The organism is Nonomuraea sp. NPDC049028 (assembly GCF_043197735.1).
Classification (GTDB): domain Bacteria; phylum Actinomycetota; class Actinomycetes; order Streptosporangiales; family Streptosporangiaceae; genus Nonomuraea.
The window spans coordinates 74,684-91,237 of sequence record NZ_JBICTR010000010.1 but is presented as its reverse complement, the minus strand read 5'-3'; the positions used below and the strand labels follow the sequence as shown (position 1 = coordinate 91,237).

Annotated in this window: 12 protein-coding genes; 6 read left to right on the top strand and 6 right to left on the bottom strand. The window is 68.3% G+C overall.

Annotated elements, in window-relative coordinates; translation table 11 throughout:
- Positions 1 to 11: 11 nt before the first annotated feature.
- The 6 genes from yjfF to ACGFJ2_RS36980 all read right to left on the bottom strand — a co-directional run bounded on the left by yjfF (position 12) and on the right by ACGFJ2_RS36980 (position 6,859).
- On the bottom strand, positions 12 to 995 hold the full coding sequence (gene yjfF, locus ACGFJ2_RS37005) for a galactofuranose ABC transporter, permease protein YjfF (protein WP_393476462.1): 984 nt from the start codon (positions 993 to 995) through the stop codon (positions 12 to 14).
- Complete coding sequence (locus ACGFJ2_RS37000) at positions 992 to 2,005, bottom strand: ABC transporter permease (protein WP_357939920.1); 1,014 nt, start codon at positions 2,003 to 2,005, stop codon at positions 992 to 994. Before ACGFJ2_RS37000 ends, yjfF begins: the two co-directional genes overlap by 4 nt.
- Positions 2,002 to 3,525 (bottom strand): sugar ABC transporter ATP-binding protein, encoded by a 1,524-nt coding sequence (locus ACGFJ2_RS36995; protein ID WP_393476458.1) that lies wholly within the window; start codon positions 3,523 to 3,525, stop codon positions 2,002 to 2,004. The genes ACGFJ2_RS37000 and ACGFJ2_RS36995 overlap by 4 nt, the downstream gene beginning before the upstream one ends.
- 67 nt (positions 3,526 to 3,592) lie before the next feature.
- Entirely contained in the window at positions 3,593 to 4,558 is a 966-nt protein-coding gene (locus tag ACGFJ2_RS36990) for an ABC transporter substrate-binding protein (RefSeq protein WP_357939916.1), read from the bottom strand.
- Positions 4,559 to 4,630: 72 nt separating this feature from the next.
- Entirely contained in the window at positions 4,631 to 5,614 is a 984-nt protein-coding gene (locus ACGFJ2_RS36985; protein WP_393477131.1) for a LacI family DNA-binding transcriptional regulator, read from the bottom strand.
- Positions 5,615 to 5,851: 237 nt separating this feature from the next.
- Positions 5,852 to 6,859 carry a LacI family DNA-binding transcriptional regulator gene (locus tag ACGFJ2_RS36980; protein ID WP_357939914.1) on the bottom strand — a complete coding sequence of 336 codons (1,008 nt, stop codon included), beginning with the start codon at positions 6,857 to 6,859 and terminating at the stop codon, positions 5,852 to 5,854.
- A gap of 125 nt (positions 6,860 to 6,984) precedes the next feature.
- On the opposite strand from ACGFJ2_RS36980, the gene ACGFJ2_RS36975 reads away from it, so the two are divergent.
- The 6 genes from ACGFJ2_RS36975 (at position 6,985) to ACGFJ2_RS36950 (ending at position 16,450) form a co-directional block, all read left to right on the top strand.
- A complete protein-coding gene (locus tag ACGFJ2_RS36975) occupies positions 6,985 to 8,259 on the top strand; it encodes a sugar ABC transporter substrate-binding protein (protein WP_357939912.1) in 1,275 nt (424 codons plus the stop codon).
- Positions 8,260 to 8,357: 98 nt separating this feature from the next.
- Entirely contained in the window at positions 8,358 to 9,227 is an 870-nt protein-coding gene (locus ACGFJ2_RS36970) for a carbohydrate ABC transporter permease (RefSeq protein ID WP_393476452.1), read from the top strand.
- 81 nt (positions 9,228 to 9,308) lie between these two features.
- Positions 9,309 to 10,076 carry a carbohydrate ABC transporter permease gene (locus ACGFJ2_RS36965; RefSeq protein ID WP_357939908.1) on the top strand — a complete coding sequence of 256 codons (768 nt, stop codon included), beginning with the start codon at positions 9,309 to 9,311 and terminating at the stop codon, positions 10,074 to 10,076.
- Positions 10,069 to 12,150, top strand: a complete 2,082-nt coding sequence (locus tag ACGFJ2_RS36960) for a glycoside hydrolase family 127 protein (RefSeq protein WP_393476448.1) — start codon at positions 10,069 to 10,071, stop codon at positions 12,148 to 12,150. The genes ACGFJ2_RS36965 and ACGFJ2_RS36960 overlap by 8 nt, the downstream gene beginning before the upstream one ends.
- 19 nt (positions 12,151 to 12,169) lie before the next feature.
- Positions 12,170 to 16,189: an Ig-like domain-containing protein gene (locus ACGFJ2_RS36955; RefSeq protein WP_393476445.1), complete on the top strand. Its 4,020-nt coding sequence runs from the start codon at positions 12,170 to 12,172 to the stop codon at positions 16,187 to 16,189.
- A 60-nt stretch (positions 16,190 to 16,249) separates the two neighbouring features.
- Positions 16,250 to 16,450: a DUF4236 domain-containing protein gene (locus tag ACGFJ2_RS36950; protein ID WP_357939902.1), complete on the top strand. Its 201-nt coding sequence runs from the start codon at positions 16,250 to 16,252 to the stop codon at positions 16,448 to 16,450.
- Positions 16,451 to 16,554 lie beyond the last annotated feature (104 nt).

Sequence of the window (16,554 nt, the reverse complement as noted above, 5' to 3'; positions counted from 1 at the left end):
CGTGCCGGAGGTCAGGTCCGGCGCGCCGAGAATAGACGCTGGAGCAGGATGAAGACGAAGAGCAGAAGTCCGATGAATATCTTGGTCCACCACGAACTGAGCGTGCCCTCGAAGCTGATGACCGTCTGGATCAGGCCCAGCACGAGCACGCCCAGCACGGTGCCGAGCAGGAAGCCCGAGCCGCCGGTCAGCAGTGTGCCGCCGATGACGACGGCCGCGATCGCGTCGAGCTCCATGCCGACAGCGTGCAGCCCGTACCCCGAGAGCATGTAGAACGACAGCAGCACCCCGCCGAGCGCCGAGCAGAACCCGCTGACCGTGTAGACCGTGATTTTCGTCCGGGCCACGGGCAGGCCCATCAGCAGCGCGGACTGCTCGCTGCCCCCGGTGGCGTAGACGGAGCGGCCCAGGCGCGTGTAATGCAGCACGTACGCCGCCACGAGCACCACAACGGCAGCGATGATCACGCTCGGCGAGATCCACAGACCGGCGAACAGGTCGATCCTGGTCTGCGCGAACGCCGTGAACGTCGGGTCCTCGATGGGGATCGAGTCAGTGCCGATCGTGTAGCACAGCCCTCTGGCCAGGAACATCCCGGCCAGCGTGACGATGAACGGCTGGATGTCGAAGGCGTGGATGATGTATCCCATCACCAGCCCCAGCGCGGCGCCGATGAGCAGCACCAGCGGGATCACCAGGTACGGCGGCCACCCGGGCCCCTTCATCAGGCTCGCCGAGATCATCGTGGACAGCGCGACCACCGAGCCGACCGACAGGTCGATCCCCCCGGTCAGGATCACGAACGTCATGCCGACGGCCACGACCAGCAAGAAGGCGTTGTCGATGAAGACGTTGAGTATCACCTGCCCGCTGGCGAACCCCTCGTAGCGGATGCCGCCCGCGACGAACATCGCCACGAACAGGCCGGCGGTCACCAGGACCGGCACGTACTTGGCCGGGATCGTCCTGAGGCCGTTGAGCGTCACGGTCGTCATGCCGTCACCCTGACCTTCTCCTCGGCCGCCGGGCTGGGCGGCACGGCTCGGCGGCGACGGCCGAACACCTTTTCGCGGAACGACTTCGACTGGATGAGGCAGACCGCGGTCACCACGAGCGCCTTGAACAGCAGCGTGGTCTCCGGCGGCACGCCGATGGAGTAGATGGTCGTGGTCAGCGTCTGGATGATCAGGGCGCCGAGCACGGTGCCGCCGAGCGAGAAGCGCCCGCCCGACAGCGAGGTGCCGCCGATGACCACGGCCAGGATGGCGTCGAGCTCGACCCAGAGGCCGGCGTTGTTGCCGTCGGCGCTGGACACGTTCGAGCTGATCATCAGCCCGGCGACGCCGGCGCAGAGCGCGGCGAAGGCGTAGACCATGATGATGATGCCGCGCGAACGGATCCCGGCGAGCCTGCTGGCCTCGGCGTTGCCGCCGACCGACTCGATCAGCATGCCCAGGGCCAGCCTGCGGGTGAGAAAGACGGTGATCGCCAGGACCACCACGACCAGCAGGATGCCGAAGGGCACGGTCAGCCAGTAGCCGCCGCCGATGACCTTGTACGAGGGGCTGTTGACGGTGATGATCTGCCCGCCGGTGATCAGCTGGGCCAGGCCGCGCCCGGCCACCATGAGGATCAGCGTGGCGATGATCGGCTGAATGCCGACGACCGCGACGAGCAGGCCGTTCCACGCCCCGAGCAGCACCGACAGGCCGAGCGCCAGCGCCACGGCGGTGAACACGCCGGCGTCGTCGCTGATCTGCAGGCAGGCCAGCGCCCCCGCGATCGCCACCACCGAGCCGACCGACAGGTCGATGCCGCCGGTCGCGATGACCAGCGTCATCCCGAGCGAGACCAGGATGAGCGGGGCGCCGAACCGCAGGATGTCGATCAGGCTGCCGTAGAGGTGGCCGTCGCGCATCTGGATCGAGAAGAAGTTCGCGGTGAAGAACACGTTGACGAGGAGCAGCAGGGCCAGGATGACGACCGGCCAGAGCAGGCGTCTCATTCCGCTCGCCCTCCGCCCGCGCCGCCACTTGCGATGGTCTCCATGAGCACGTCCGTGGTGAGGTCGTCGTCGTTGGGCAGCTCGGCGACCAGCCTGCGGTCGCGCAGGACGCCGACCTTGTGGCTGAGCCGCAGCACCTCCTCCAGCTCGGCGGAGATGAACAGCACCGCCATGCCGCCGTCGGAGAGCTGGGCGACCAGGCGCTGGATCTCGGTCTTCGCGCCGATGTCGATGCCGCGCGTGGGCTCGTCGAGGATGAGCAGTCTGGGCTCCAGGATCAGCCACCTGGCCAGCAGGACCTTCTGCTGGTTGCCGCCGCTGAGGTCGCGTACGAGGTGCTCCGGGTTGGCCGGGCTGATCTTCAGCGCGGAGATGTACTTGCCGACCAGCTCGTCCTGCTGCTCACGCGGGACCGGCCTGGTCCAGCCCCTGGTGGCCTGCAGGGCCAGGATGATGTTCTCCCGGAGCGTGAGGTCGGGGATCAGCCCGTCCGACTTGCGGTTCTCCGAGCAGAACGCGATCCGGTGGTTCATCGCGACGCGCGGCGCGCGCAGCGAGACGGGCGTGCCCTCGATGGTCACCTCGCCGGCGCTCGCGTGGTCGGCGCCGAACAGCAGCCGCGCGACCTCCGTACGGCCCGAGCCCAGCAGCCCGGCCAGCCCCACGACCTCGCCCTCGTGGACGGTCAGCGTGAACGGCTCGATGGCCCCGGCCCGGCCCAGCCCGCGCGCCTCCAGCAGCGGCCGGTCGAACACCTTGGCCTCGCCGTGCAGCTTCTCCAGGGCGGCGAGCTCCTGGCCGATCATCTTGGCGACCAGCTCGACCTGGCTGAGCTCCGCGGTGAGGTATTCGCCCACCAGCCGCCCGTTGCGCAGGATCGTCATCCGGTCGGAGATCTCGTAGACCTGGTCGAGGAAGTGCGAGACGAACAGGATCGCGATGCCCTCCTCCTTGAGGGTGCGCATCACGCGGAAGAGCTGTTCGACCTCGCTCGCGTCGAGGCTGGAGGTCGGCTCGTCGAGGATCAGCACCCGGGCCTCGATGTCGATGGCCCGCGCGATGGCCACCATCTGCTGGATGGCCGGCGAGTAGGTCGACAGGGGGGCCGAGACGTCGAGGTCGAGCTCCAGCCGGGCCAGCAGCTCCGCGGCCCTGGCCCGCATCCGCGGCCAGTCGATCCGGCCCCAGCGCCGGGGCTCGCGGCCGACGAAGATGTTCTCGGCGACCGAGAGGTTCGCGCAGAGGTTGACCTCCTGGTAGACCGTGCTGATGCCGGCCCCTTGAGCCTCCAGCGGGCTGCCGAACGCGACGGGCTCGCCGAGCAGCTCGATGCTGCCGGCGTCGATGGAGTGGACGCCGGTCAGCACCTTGATCAGGGTGGACTTGCCCGCGCCGTTCTCGCCCATGAGCGCGTGCACCTCGCCCGGCAGCAGTCGCAGGTCCACGCCGTCGAGAGCCTTCACGCCGGGGAACTGTTTGCCGATTCCGCTCATCAGCAGGATCGGCGCGGGTACGGCCATCGGCGCCCCTCTCCTCCCTCTTGCTCGTATGGGTGGGCCGGCCCGCGAGGGCCGGCCCGGTCGGCGGTCAGTACTGGCGGTTGGGCAGAGCGGCCTTGGCCTGCTCCTGGTTGAACGCCGTCTCCTGCGTGATCACGCGGGTCGGCACGGTCTCGTTCTTGACGACCTTCTTGGCCAGGTCCATCAGCTGCGGGCCGAGCAGCGGGGAGCACTCGACGATGTAGTTGATCTTTCCGTCGGCGAGCGCCTGCATGCCGTCCTTGACGGCGTCGACCGTGATGATCTTGATGTCCTTGCCGGGCACCTTGCCCGCGCCCTCGATGGCCTCGATCGCACCCAGCCCCATGTCGTCATTGTGCGCGTAAAGCACGTCGATGTCCGGAGTGGACTTCAGGAAGGCCTCCATGACCTCCTTGCCCTTGGCCCGGGTGAAGTCGCCGGTCTGCGAAGCGACGATCTGGAACTTGGGCTCGGCCTTGATGACCTCCTGGAAGCCCGCCTTGCGGTCGTTGGCCGGCGCCGAGCCCGTGGTGCCCTGCAGCTCGACGATCTTGACCGGGTCGGTGCTGCTCTTGTACTCGTCCACCAGCCACTTGCCGGCCTTGCGGCCCTCCTCGATGAAGTCCGAGCCGAGGAAGGTCTTGTAGAGCGAGGTGTCCTTGGAGTCCACGGCCCGGTCGGTGAGGATCACCGGGATCTTCGCGTCCTTGGCCTCCTTGAGCACGGTGTCCCAGCCCGACTCCACCACCGGCGAGAAGGCGATGACATCCACCTTCTGCTGGATGTAGGAGCGGATCGCCTTGATCTGGTTCTCCTGTTTCTGCTGGGCGTCCGAGAACTTCAGGGTGATCCCGGCTGACTTGGCCGAGTCCTGCACCGACTTGGTGTTCGCGGTGCGCCAGCCGCTCTCCGCGCCGACCTGCGAGAAGCCCATGGTGATCGCGCCACCGCCACCGCCGCCGCCACTGCCGCATCCGGCCACCGCCATGGCGGTGAACCCGGCGAGCATCAACACCGAGATCCTCTTCAACACGTGGGGGTCCCTTCTGATGTGAGCGCTAACACCAAAAGCGTGGGTGCGTGCGCGCTTCCTATCGTGTACGGCCTACCGCCGGGCCGTACTGGCCCGGGAGACGAGCGAGGGCGGGACCACGAGGCGTTCGCGCTCGTGGGAGCCTTGGCCCTCGATCTGCCGAAGGAGCACCTCGATGCTGTGCCTGCCCACCGCGCCGAAGTCCTGCCTGATGGTGGTGAGCGGCGGCGAGAAGAACTCCGATTCGGGGATGTCGTCGAAACCGACGACGCTCACCTGGTCGGGCACTCTCACCCCCTGCTCGGTGAACGCCCGCAGCACGCCCAGCGCCATCTGATCGTTGGCGACGAACACCGCCGTGACGTCCTTCATGCTCGCCAGGCTGCGTCCCGCCTCGTATCCCGAGCGCGGGCTCCAGTCTCCGGCGAGCGGCTCAGGGGCCGGTCGGCCCGCCTGCTTCAGCGCGGCCCGCCACCCGGCCACGCGTCCCTCGGCCTCCAGCCAGTCGGAGGGGCCGCGGATGTGCCAGACCGTCTCGTGCCCCAGGGAGAGCAGGTGCTCGGTGGCCATCCTGCCGCCGCGGACCTGGTCGACGCAGACGACCGACACGTCACCGGCCTCGCCGCCCTCGACGGCGACCGTGGGCACCCCGAACGGGAGCTCGCCCAGCGCCTGGGCGGCCGACCGTTGCGGCGCGACCACGACGATGCCGTCGACGCCCTGGTCGGCCAGGTAGTCGAGGGCGTCACTGACGCCGATCTTGTCGATGGACTTGAGACTCACGATGCTGACGAAGTAGCCGGCCCCCCGGGCCGCCTGCTCGATGCCGTAGACCGTGCTGGCCGGGCCGTACAGCGTGGTGTCGAAGCTGACCACGCCGAGCGTCCTGGAGTGCTTGGTGACCAGGGCACGGGCGACGAGGTTGCGGCGGTAGCCGAGCTTGTCGATCGCCTCCATCACCCGCGCGCGGGTCTCGCTGCGCACGTTGGGATGCTCGTTGAGCACGCGTGAGACCGTCTGGTGCGATACCCCGGCCTCTTTGGCCACATCGGCCATGACCGGCGGTCGACGCCCCTGGGTCGCTCCCACTGCCGTGCTCCCTTCCTGGCTTGGCATGACTGTGAACGTTAACAACAGGTCTCGTCAAGAGGTCGTAGGATTACGGTCGCGTCACACGAGATCTCTTGACTTCGCAGTGAGCGGCCCTCATCTTTGGTGCTCAAGGACCCACACAGAATGTTAACGCTAACATATCCTTGGAGCCGCCAGCCAGAACCGGCTCTCCGTGCGCGGTTACGCCGACGACGCCGTGGAGTCTCGGATCACCAGCTGGCAGGGCATGCGATGGATGCCCGGCGTGGCCCGTCCGTCGATGGCCGCGAACAGGTGCTGGGCGGCCGTCCTGCCGAGGAGCTCGAGGTTCATGTCCACGGTCGTCAGGGCCGGGCGCGTCTCGGTCGACAGCACCTCCCAGTTGTCGTAGCCGATCACCGCGATGTCGTCGGGCACCCGCCGCCCCCGCTCGCGGACCGCCTCCACGAACCCGGCCGCGACCTGGTCGCTGCCGCAGAACACCGCGTCGATCTCCGGCTGGGCCATCAGCAGCATCTCCGCCGCGTGCCGCCCCCACCGCTGCGACCACGCGCCCCAGAGCGTCTCGCCCGCCTGCTCCAGACCCGCCTCGGACAGCGCCAGCTCCACGCCCGCCACGCGATCACGGGCCGCCTTGTAGTGCTCGGGCCCGGTGACGTGCGCGATCCGCCGCCGGCCCAGCGCGATCAGATGGTTGACCGCCATCACCGCGCCGCCCACGTCGTCCGGCACGAACGACACGTCCTCCGGATCGTCCGACGGCCCGTAGGCGTAGACCACCGGCACTCCGAGATCGCGGCTGACCGACGGCCGCGGGTTGGTGCTCTCGCCCACCACGATCAGCCCGTCGACGCGGCGCGACAGCAGTGCGCGCAGGTGGTGCTGCTCCCTGATGGCGTCGCCGCGGGCGTCGCAGAGCAGCACCGCCATCTCCCCCGCGCCGAACGCGTCCTCCGCGCCGAGCAGCACCGGGATGCCGAACCGGCCCGCGCTGTCAGAGGTGAGCAGCCCGACCGTCCGCGTCTGGCCGGACAGCAGCCCCCTGGCCAGGGCGTTCGGCTGGAAGGAGAGCTCCTCCGCCGCGGCGAGCACGCGCTGACGGGTCGAGGCCCGCACGTCCTGCCGCCCGTTGAGCGCCTTGGAGGCCGTGGCGATCGACACCCCGGCCAGGGAGGCCACGTCGTTGATGGTCGCGCGCCTACCCGCCATATTTTCGAAACCCTTTTCAGTAACCCGGTATCTAGGACAAACCATAATACCCATTGACAGGCCCCAATGTTTCTTCTACGTTTCCGAAAACCTTTCAGTTCACGGGGGTCCCGAAGGAGACAACCATGAGACGACGGCTGGCTGGGATCGCCTTCCTCGGTTTGTTAGCGCTCACAGCCGCCGCTTGCGGCAGCAGCGGGAGCGGTGGGAGCGAGAAGCAGCCCCAAGCGGCAGGCCCGGTCACGATCACCATGTGGACCCGCGCGGCGACGCAGGCCCAGAGCGAACGGCTGGTGAAGGCCTACAACAGCAGTCACAAGAACCAAGTGAAACTGACCGTCATCCCGACGGACAACTACCAGCCGCGCATCGCTGCCGCGGCCGGGGCCAAGCAGCTGCCGGACGTGTTCGCGGCCGACGTGATCTTCGTCCCGAACTACACCTCGCAGGGCCTGTTCATGGACATCACCGACCGGGTCAACGCCCTGCCGTACAAGGCCGGTCTCGCGCCCTCCCACATGAAGCTGGGCACGCTGGACGGCAAGCTCTACACCCTGCCCCACACCCTGGACCTGTCGGTCTGGTTCTGGAACAAGGACCTCTACGCCAAGGCCGGGCTCGACCCGGAGAAGGGGCCCAAGACGCTGAAGGAGTTCGCCCAGCAGGCCACCACGATCCAGCAGAAGCTGGGCAAGGACGGCAAGGTGCACGGTACGTTCTTCGGCGGCAACTGCGGCGGCTGTTACGTCTTCACCTTCTGGCCCTCGGTCTGGGCGGCCGGCGCCCAGGTCATGAACGCCGAAGGCACCACCTCGCTCAACGACCAGCCCGCGATGACCGAGGTGTTCAAGACCTACCGCGACCTGTACGAGAAGAAGGTCACCGGCCCGACGGCCAAGGAGGAGCAGGGCCCGACCTGGACCGGCTTCTTCCCCAAGGGCGAGATCGGCGTCATGCCCATGCCGTCGACCACGCTCGGCACGATGCCCGCCGACATGAAGATCGGCGTCACCCCCATCGCCGGTCCCGACGGCGGCGAGTCGACGTTCGTGGGCGGCGACTCGATCGGCATCTCCTCGACGTCCAAGAACGCCGACGCGGCCTGGGACTTCCTGTCCTGGACCGTCTCCGATGACGCGCAGGTCGAGGTCATGGCCAAGAACAAGGACGTGCTCGCGCGTACGGACCTGGCCAACAACAAGTACTCGGCTGAGGACCCGCGTGTGGTGCTGATCAACTCGCTGGTGGCCAAGGGGCAGACGCCTTACGCGTTGCGCTTCGGCCAGACGTTCAACGACCCGCAGGGGCCGTGGCTGCGACTGGCCCGCGAAGCGGTGTTCGGCGACGCCTCGAAGGTGCCCCAGCTAAATGCCGAGATAACGAAGTCCCTGCAGCAATGATCGTGCTTATGGCCTCACTCCGTTCGGCGAGTCGGTCGCTCAAAAAGCTCCCGACTTCGCCGGGAGCGCGACCTCCGGGGCGGCGGGCGGCCCACACAGTGCCGTCCGCCCGATGGCGGGGCAGGCAGGTCCAGGGCTGGCTGTACGCCGCACCGACCGCCGTCATCGTGGGCGTCCTGTTCCTCGCACCGCTGGTGCTGGTCGTCTGGATGTCGCTGAACCGCTGGCCGCTGCTGGGCCAGGCGGTCTTCAACGCCCCCGACAACTACGCCAAGATCCCCAAGAACCCGCTGTTCTTCGACGCGGTGCTCTTCACGCTGAAGTACACCGCCATCACCACCGTCCTGCTGTCGGCCGTCGCGCTCGGCCTGGCGCTCCTGGTGCAGGAGCGCCGCCCCGGCGTCGCGTTCTTCCGTACCGCGTTCTTCCTGCCGGGAGCCGTCGGCTTCGCCGCCGCCGCGCTGCTGTTCTACGGCATGCTGAACAACGACTTCGGCCCGATCGACCCGCTGCTCCAGACGCTGGGGATCACGCACGAGCCGGTGAAGTGGATCGGCACGCCCAACATGGCGTTGTTCTCCACGATCGCGCTCGTGCTGTGGCGCTTCGCCGGGTTCAACATGCTCATCCTGCTGACCGGCCTGCAGTCGATCCCCGTCGAGGTGTACGAGGCGGCCAAGAGTGACGGCGCCAACCGCTGGCAGATCTTCACCAAGATCACGATGCCGCTGCTGCGCCCGACGCTGGCGCTGATGCTGATCCTCAGCATCACGGGCTCGCTGCTGGCCTTCGACCAGTTCTTCATCTTCACCAACGGCGGCCCGGACAACAGCACGGTCTCGATGGTCATGGTCGTCTACCGCGACGCGTTCTTCCGCTTCGACCTCGGCGGGGCGGCGGCGCTGTCCGTCGTGCTGCTGGTCGCCCTGGTCGGGTTCAACACTCTGCTGATGCGGAGGCTCAAGTGAGGAGTGAACCCGACGCAGCGAACGGAGCGGTCCGCGAGGAACGAGCGGCCCGCGGAGGGAGTGAGGAGCGGTGAACGACCAATGATGCGGTATTACCCCACTGTCACGGCGCTGGCCATTCTGTTCCTGTTCCCGCTGGTGTGGAGCGGCTGGGCGTCGCTGGAGGAGCCGTCCAACTACCTGAAGATGGCCCAGTTCGGCGAGGGCGTCGGCACCTACGCCACCAACAGCGTGCTGGTGTCGTCGATGACCGTCGCCGGCACGCTGATCGTCTCCGCGCTGGGCGGCTACGCCTTCGCCCGGTTCGACTTCCCCGGCAAGAACCTGCTGTTCCTGGCCACGCTGGCGATCCTCATGGTGCCGTACGCGACGATCCTCATCCCGCTCTACGTGCTGCTCGGCTACCTCGGCCTGCAGAACTCGCTGCTGGGGCTGTCGCTGGTGTTCGTGATGTTCCAGCTGCCGTTCGCGCTGTTCATGATGCGCAACGCCTTCGAGGCGATCCCGCGCGAGCTGGAGGAGGCGGCGCTGGTCGACGGCTGCGGCACCTTCCGGGCCTTCTCCCGGATCCTGCTGCACGCCGTACGGCCCGCGCTCGTCACGGTCGGCCTGTTCGCCTTCCTCGCCTCGTGGAACGACTTCTTCGCACCGCTCATCCTGCTCAACGACGGCGCGTCGTTCACCCTGCCGGTGGCCGTGGTCAGCATGACGCAGGGCACGTTCGGCGCCATCGACTACGGCATGCTCCAGGCCGGCGTCATGGTCATGGCACTCCCCTGTCTCATTCTGTTCGTCATTCTGCAGCGCCACTACGTGCGCGGATTCATGTCGGGAGCTCTGCGTGGCTAATCCTGTCCTCCCCTCATCGGGTGTGCTGTCCCCCCTCGGCCTGGACGCGGTACGTCCGGCGCCCGGCTTCTGGGGCGACCGCGTCACCCTCAACCGGGACGTCACCATCGCCCACTGCCAGGAATGGATGGAGCGCGAAGGCTGGATCGACAACTTCCGAGGCCGGCTGCCCCGCAAGGGCAGGGAGTTCAGCGACTCGGAGATCTACAAGCTGCTGGAGGGGATGGCGTGGGCCGACCACCCCGCGCTGCCCGAGCTGGCCGAGACCGTGGCCAGGGCCCAGGAGGGTGACGGCTACCTCAACACCCGATGGTCCGGCAGCCGCTACACCGACTTCGAGTGGGGCCATGAGCTCTACTGCTACGGCCACCTCATCCAGGCGGGGGTCGCCAGGCTACGCATGCACGGCGAGGACCGGCTGACCGCGGTGGTCAGGCGGGCGGCGGACCACATCTGCCGCCGCTTCATGGACACCTCGGAGACCTGTGGCCACCCGGTGGTGGAGATGGCGCTGGTCGAGCTGTACCGAGCCACCGGCACCGAGCGCTACCTGGAGATGGCCCGCCGCTTCGTCGAACGCCGGGGCCTGCCCGCGCTGGCCGAGATCCCGTTCGGCCGCGCCTACTTCCAGGATGATCTTCCAGTACGGCGCGCGCAGTCGTTGCGCGGGCATGCCGTACGGGCGCTCTACCTGGCCAGCGGCGTCGTCGACGTGGCTGTGGAGACGGGCGACGAGGAATTGCTGAAGGCCGTCGAAGCGCAGTGGGAGCGGGCGGTCGCCAGACGCACCCACCTGACGGGCGGCATGGGCTCGCGGCACACCGACGAGTCCTTCGGCGAGGACTACGAGCTGCCGCCGGACCGCGCCTACTCCGAGACCTGCGCGGGCATCGCCTCGATCATGCTGGCGCACCGGCTGCTGCTGGCCACCGGCGACGCCCGGTACGCCGACGTGGCCGAGCGGACGCTGTACAACGTGCTGGCCACCGCGGTGGCCCTGGACGGCCGGTCGTTCTTCTACGCCAACCCGCTGCGCGTGCGGGTGCCGGCCGTGCCGCTGAACGGGGTCAACCACGCCGCCGAGGGCGGGCTGCGCTCGCCGTGGTTCGACGTGTCGTGCTGCCCGAACAACATCGCCCGCACGCTCGCCTCGCTGGCGGCCTACGTGGCGACGAGTGACGCGGGCGGGGTGCAGATCCACCACTTCACGCCCGGCGAGATCACCCATGGGCCGCTCGCGTTGCGGGTGGAGACCGGGTATCCGTGGTCGGGCGGGGTGCGCGTGCGGGTCCTTTCGGGTGGCAGCGGGCGGATCTCGCTGCGCGTGCCCGCCTGGGCGAAGGGCGCCACGCTCGCGTACGGACCGGCCAGTGACACGGAATCGGCCGCCGATGGGTCGGACATTTCGCATATGTCGGGTAGTCGGGAGGTCGAGCCCGGGTACGCCGTCGTCGCGGGCGACTGGCGGCCGGGTGATGAGATCCGGCTCGACCTGCCCATGGCTCCCCGATGGACCTTCCCCGACCGGCGGGTGGACGCGCTGCGCGGGAGTGTCGCGGTGGAGCGCGGGCCGCTCGTCTACTGCGCGGAGTCCGTCGCCGACGAGCCGCCACTCGCCGACGTGGCCGCCCGCATCTCGTCCGCACCCATCGAGCGTCCGGCCGACCCTCCGGCCGCCCCTCCGGCCGCCCCTCTGGGCGATCAACCAGCTGACCATCCGGCCGACCACCAGGCCGGCTCTCCGGAAGGGGCGTCCGCAGCCGTCCCCGTACCGAGGGCGGCCGGTTCCGAGGCGGGCGCGCCCGATCCCGTCGCGGGCGCGCCCGCCACTGACCCCGCCGCCGATCTCGCCGCCGGTCACACTGTCGGTCCCGCCGCTGGTCCCGCCGTCGATCCTGTCGTGGAGATCGAGGTCGCCGTCGTGCTCGGGACTCCGGCCACCGACGACTGGCCGTACGGGCCGACGCCCGACGCGCCGGATGGCACGGACACCGTGCTGCGGCTGGTGCCGTACCACCGCTGGGGCAATCGCGGCCCCGCCACCATGCGCGTCTGGCTGCCCGTCGCCGACTGACACCCCCATGGAGAACTCCGTGCGCAAAACCCTCTCCGGCCTGGCCGCGTTAGCCGTCGCGGGCAGTCTGCTCGCCGCCGGCTCCCCGGCCACGGCCGTCCAGGACGATCTCGGTATGCCGGTGTTCACCGGCGCCGACCCCGTTCCGGCCGAGCCCGTCCGTTACCAGCCGCGCAAGATGATGGAGGAGATCTACAAGAAGGAGAAGGGCGGCGACTCGTACTGGATCGACCGCATGCTGGCCCGCCCCGGCGACGACCCGGCGGGCACGTGGCTGATGTCGCGGGGCCGGGCGCTGTTCATGAAGGAGCACGACCCGTCGGTCATCGGCTTCGGCGGCAGCGTGGCGTACTGGGAGAGCATCGACAACCGCGACGCCTACAGCGTCTCGATCGGCACGGATCTCAAGGAGGACGTGAGCAAGCGGTTGCAGATGCCCAGCCACTGGATCGGCCAGTACGCGGGCGGCGATCTGGCCGTGACCGTCAAGAAGTTCATCACGCACGAGAACGTGGCGGTCACCACGCTGGCGGTCACGAACAGGGGCACCGCGAAGCTGGAGGTGCCGGTCACGGTGACCTCTCCGTACACCAAGACCGCGGACGGCGACCGTGAGCTGACCGGCGTGGTGGCGGCGAAGAACCGGCTGACCACGATCTTCCCCCGGCTCAGCGGCGACGGCCTGAAGGTCGCGGACGGCGCGCTGAAGGGGACGCTCTCCGTCGAGCCGGGCAAGACCGTGCGGACCAAAGTGCAGATGGGCTTCGTCACCGAGGAACTGGCCGGGTCGCGCGACGAGTACGACGGCTACAAGGGCCGCTCGCCGGAGAAGGCGCTGCGACGGCAGCTCCAGGACTACAACGCCTGGTGGGCGGAGAATCTGCCCTACATCGACGTGCCGGACGCCAACATCAAGAAGTTCGTCTACTACCGCTGGTGGTTGATGCGGTTCAACTTCCTCGACGCCGACATTCCGGGCAACGACTTCCAGTTCCCGACGTCGGTGGAGGGGGCGCTCGGCTACAACAACGCGATCGTGCTGACCGTGCCGATGTTCCTGCAGGATCTGAAGTATCTGCGGGATCCGATCTACTCGTACGGCCCGTGGGTGTCGGCCGGCGAGGTATCACGTAACTCGAAATATACGGATAACCCGGGTGATCCGGAGAACTGGTCGAACAGCTACACCCAGTACATCTCTGCCTCCGCGCTGGAGAGCTACCAACTCCACGGCGGCCAGCCCGCGATCCTGCGCAACCTCGCCCGCTACGCGGAAAAGGACGTCTACGGGCAGCTCAACGCCTACGACTCCAACAAGAACGGAGTCATCGAGTACGACTGGGAGGCGATGACCGGCAACGACGCCGACGCGGTGTCGTTCCACTACTACAACCGGGCGAACGAACGGCTCGAGGGCGCCTATGTCTACGCCAACGCGATGGCGGCGGCGCAGGCGTACACGCTGATCGGCGACGCCGCGAAGGCCGCCGAGCTGCGGGGCGTGGCCGACAAGGTGAAGAACGGCATCCTCACCCTGCTCTGGGACGACCAGAACAAGCTGTTCAAGCACCGCGACCTGCAGACGGGCAACCTGATCCCGTGGAAGGAATCGAACAACTACATCCCGTTCGCCACCGGCCTGGTCCCGACGGACGACCCGAAATATCGGGAGGCGCTCCGTCTATGGACCGACCCCGCTGAATATCCGATTTTCCCGGCCTATACCGCTAATCAGAAGGACAAAGCGGAGGCCGCGGCGGCAGGGCATCCGGGGTCGAACAACTTCTCGCAGATCAATTCGACCCGGAACTTCTCGCTGTTCTCCAAGGCGCTGCGCGAATACACCTCGCCGTACATCACGGCCGACCAGTACAAGCAACTGCTGTACTGGAACGCCTGGTCGCAGTTCGTCGGCGGCGACACCCGTTACCCGGACGCCAACGAGTTCTGGTCGAACTGGAATCCCGCCACCAAGACCATCGACTACCGGTCGTGGATCCACCATACGATCCTCGGTAGTAGCAACTGGACGGTCATCGAGGACGTGATGGGCCTGCGCCCGCGCTCCGACGGCAAGGTCGAGCTGTGGCCGGTCGACATCGGCTGGGACCATTTCACGGTCAACGGCATCAACTACCGCGGCAGCGACCTGAGCATCGTCTGGGACAAGCCCGGCGACGGAAAAACGCACTACGCGGGCGTGCCCGAGGGTTACTCGATCTTCATCGACGGCAAGCGCAAGGTCACGCTGTCCGGGCTCGCGCACGCGGTCTGGGACCCGGCCACGGGCAAGGTCGAGGGCGGCGTTGAGAAGAGCACGGTCGTGCACGCCGAGGCGGCGCGGTCGATGAAGGCTCCGGCCGAGGTGAAGCTGTCGGGTGACCGGGTCGAGGACCTGTTCCAGAAGGCCGGGGTCGATCTCGGCTCCACCCGGCCGAACCTGGTCAAGTCCGCCACGGCCTCGTACGGCGACCCGGCGGGCGCGGCGGACGGGTTCACGATCAACGAGCCGTACTGGGGCAGCAAGGGCTCCGGCAAGGCGCAGGACTGGCTGGAGGTGGACCTGGGCTCGGCCCGGCCCGTCGACCGGCTGCGCCTGTACTTCTACAACGACCGCAAGACCGGGGGCTACAGCGAACCCGCCCTGTACTCGGCGCAGTACCTCGACGGCTCCACCTGGAAGGACGTGCCCGGCCAGGCCAAGGACCCGGTCTATCCCCGGGCCAACCTCAACGAGGTCCGCTTCAGGTCCCTCACCGCCCAGAAGCTGCGCGTGCTGGTCACCCACCGGCCGGGCTATTCGACGGGCTTGAAGGAGGTGCAGGCGTACGCGACCGGCTCGGCTCCGCCGTCCGCAGGCAACCGGGCCCCCTACGTGCTGGCCGTACAGGACGCGGCCTTCAACCGTCCCGGCCAGGCCAGGCTGGACGCGGTCGTCAAGGACGACGGGCTGCCGTCGGGGACGCTCAGCATGACGTGGAGCGTCGTCGACGGGCCTGGCCAGGCGTTCTTCACCGATCCGGCGAGCCCGGCCACGGTCGCGTCGTTCACCGAGGCGGGCACGTACCACCTGAAGCTGACCGCCACCGACGGCGCCAAGTCGGCGTCCGGCACGGTCGCCGTCACGGTGGGCGCGCTGGGCACGCAGGTGAACGTGGCGCCGTACGCGACACCGACCGCCTCCTACACTTCGCCCTGGGAAAAGGTGATGGCGATCAACGACGGCATCGAGCCGCCGCGCTCCAACGACGGCGCCAACCCGCGCTGGGGCACCTGGCCGCAGGAGGGCACGCAGTGGGTGCAGCTCGACTGGCCGTCGCCGGTACGGGTGAACAAGGCGGACCTGTACTTCTTCGACGACGGCGGCGGCGTCCGCGTCCCGGCGTCGTGGAAGATCCAGGCATGGGACGGCGACTCCTTCGAGGACGTGACCGGCGCCGCCTCCTATCCGACCGCGGCCGACGCCTACAACACGGTCTCGTTCGACACGGTGACGACGACGAAGCTGCGCGCCGAACTGGTGTCCGGGCCGGCGTCCGTCGGGGTGCTGGAGTGGAAGGCGTACGCGGTGCCGCCGGACTCGGTGCGGCCGGTGTACGTCCCGACGGTGGCCGGCACGCTGCCCCAGCTTCCGGCCAAGGTGGAGACGCTGTACGCGGACGGCGGCCGGGGTCAGGCCGCGGTGACGTGGCAGCAGGTGACCGCCGACCAGGTCAAGACCGGTGGCACCAGCTTCAAGGTCGCCGGGCTCGCCGAGGGTCTGCGCTCGCCCGTGGAGGCCACGGTGTACGTCAGGACGAGTCCGGCGGTGACCATCACCTCGATCGCCGAGGAGGCGGTGCGGACCCGGGCGGGCACCGCGCCGTCGCTGCCGGCGACCGTCGTGGCCACGTACAACGACGGGTCCAAGGACAGCTCGGTCGCGGTCACGTGGGCGCAGATCGACCCGAGCTCGTACGCCTCCCCCGGCACCTTCTCGGTGACCGGGCAGGTGGCGGGCACCACGGTCCCGGCGAACGCGACGGTGACAGTGGAGTGACCACCACACTAAACCCGATATTTCGTCAATTTTCGGGTAGCTGGGAGCCCTCGCGATCTCATGGAGGGAACCTCGATGGGCTGGAGCTACCGAAAGTCGATCAAGCTCGGGCCGTTCAGGCTCAATCTGTCGCGCGGCGGCGTCGGGCACAGCTGGGGCAACCGGTTGTTCCGTGTCACCCGTACGGCGGACGGCCGCCGCACGATATCCGTCAACCTGCCGGGTGGTTTCACCTGGCGCAAGACCACCCGGCATAACTAGCCGGATATTCCGAAGGGCCGGAGGCGATCGCCTCCGGCCCTTTTTTCGTACCGCTCCCACCTGCGCGTTCTCCGGCTGGCTGACGCGGCCGGGAAAGACAAGAC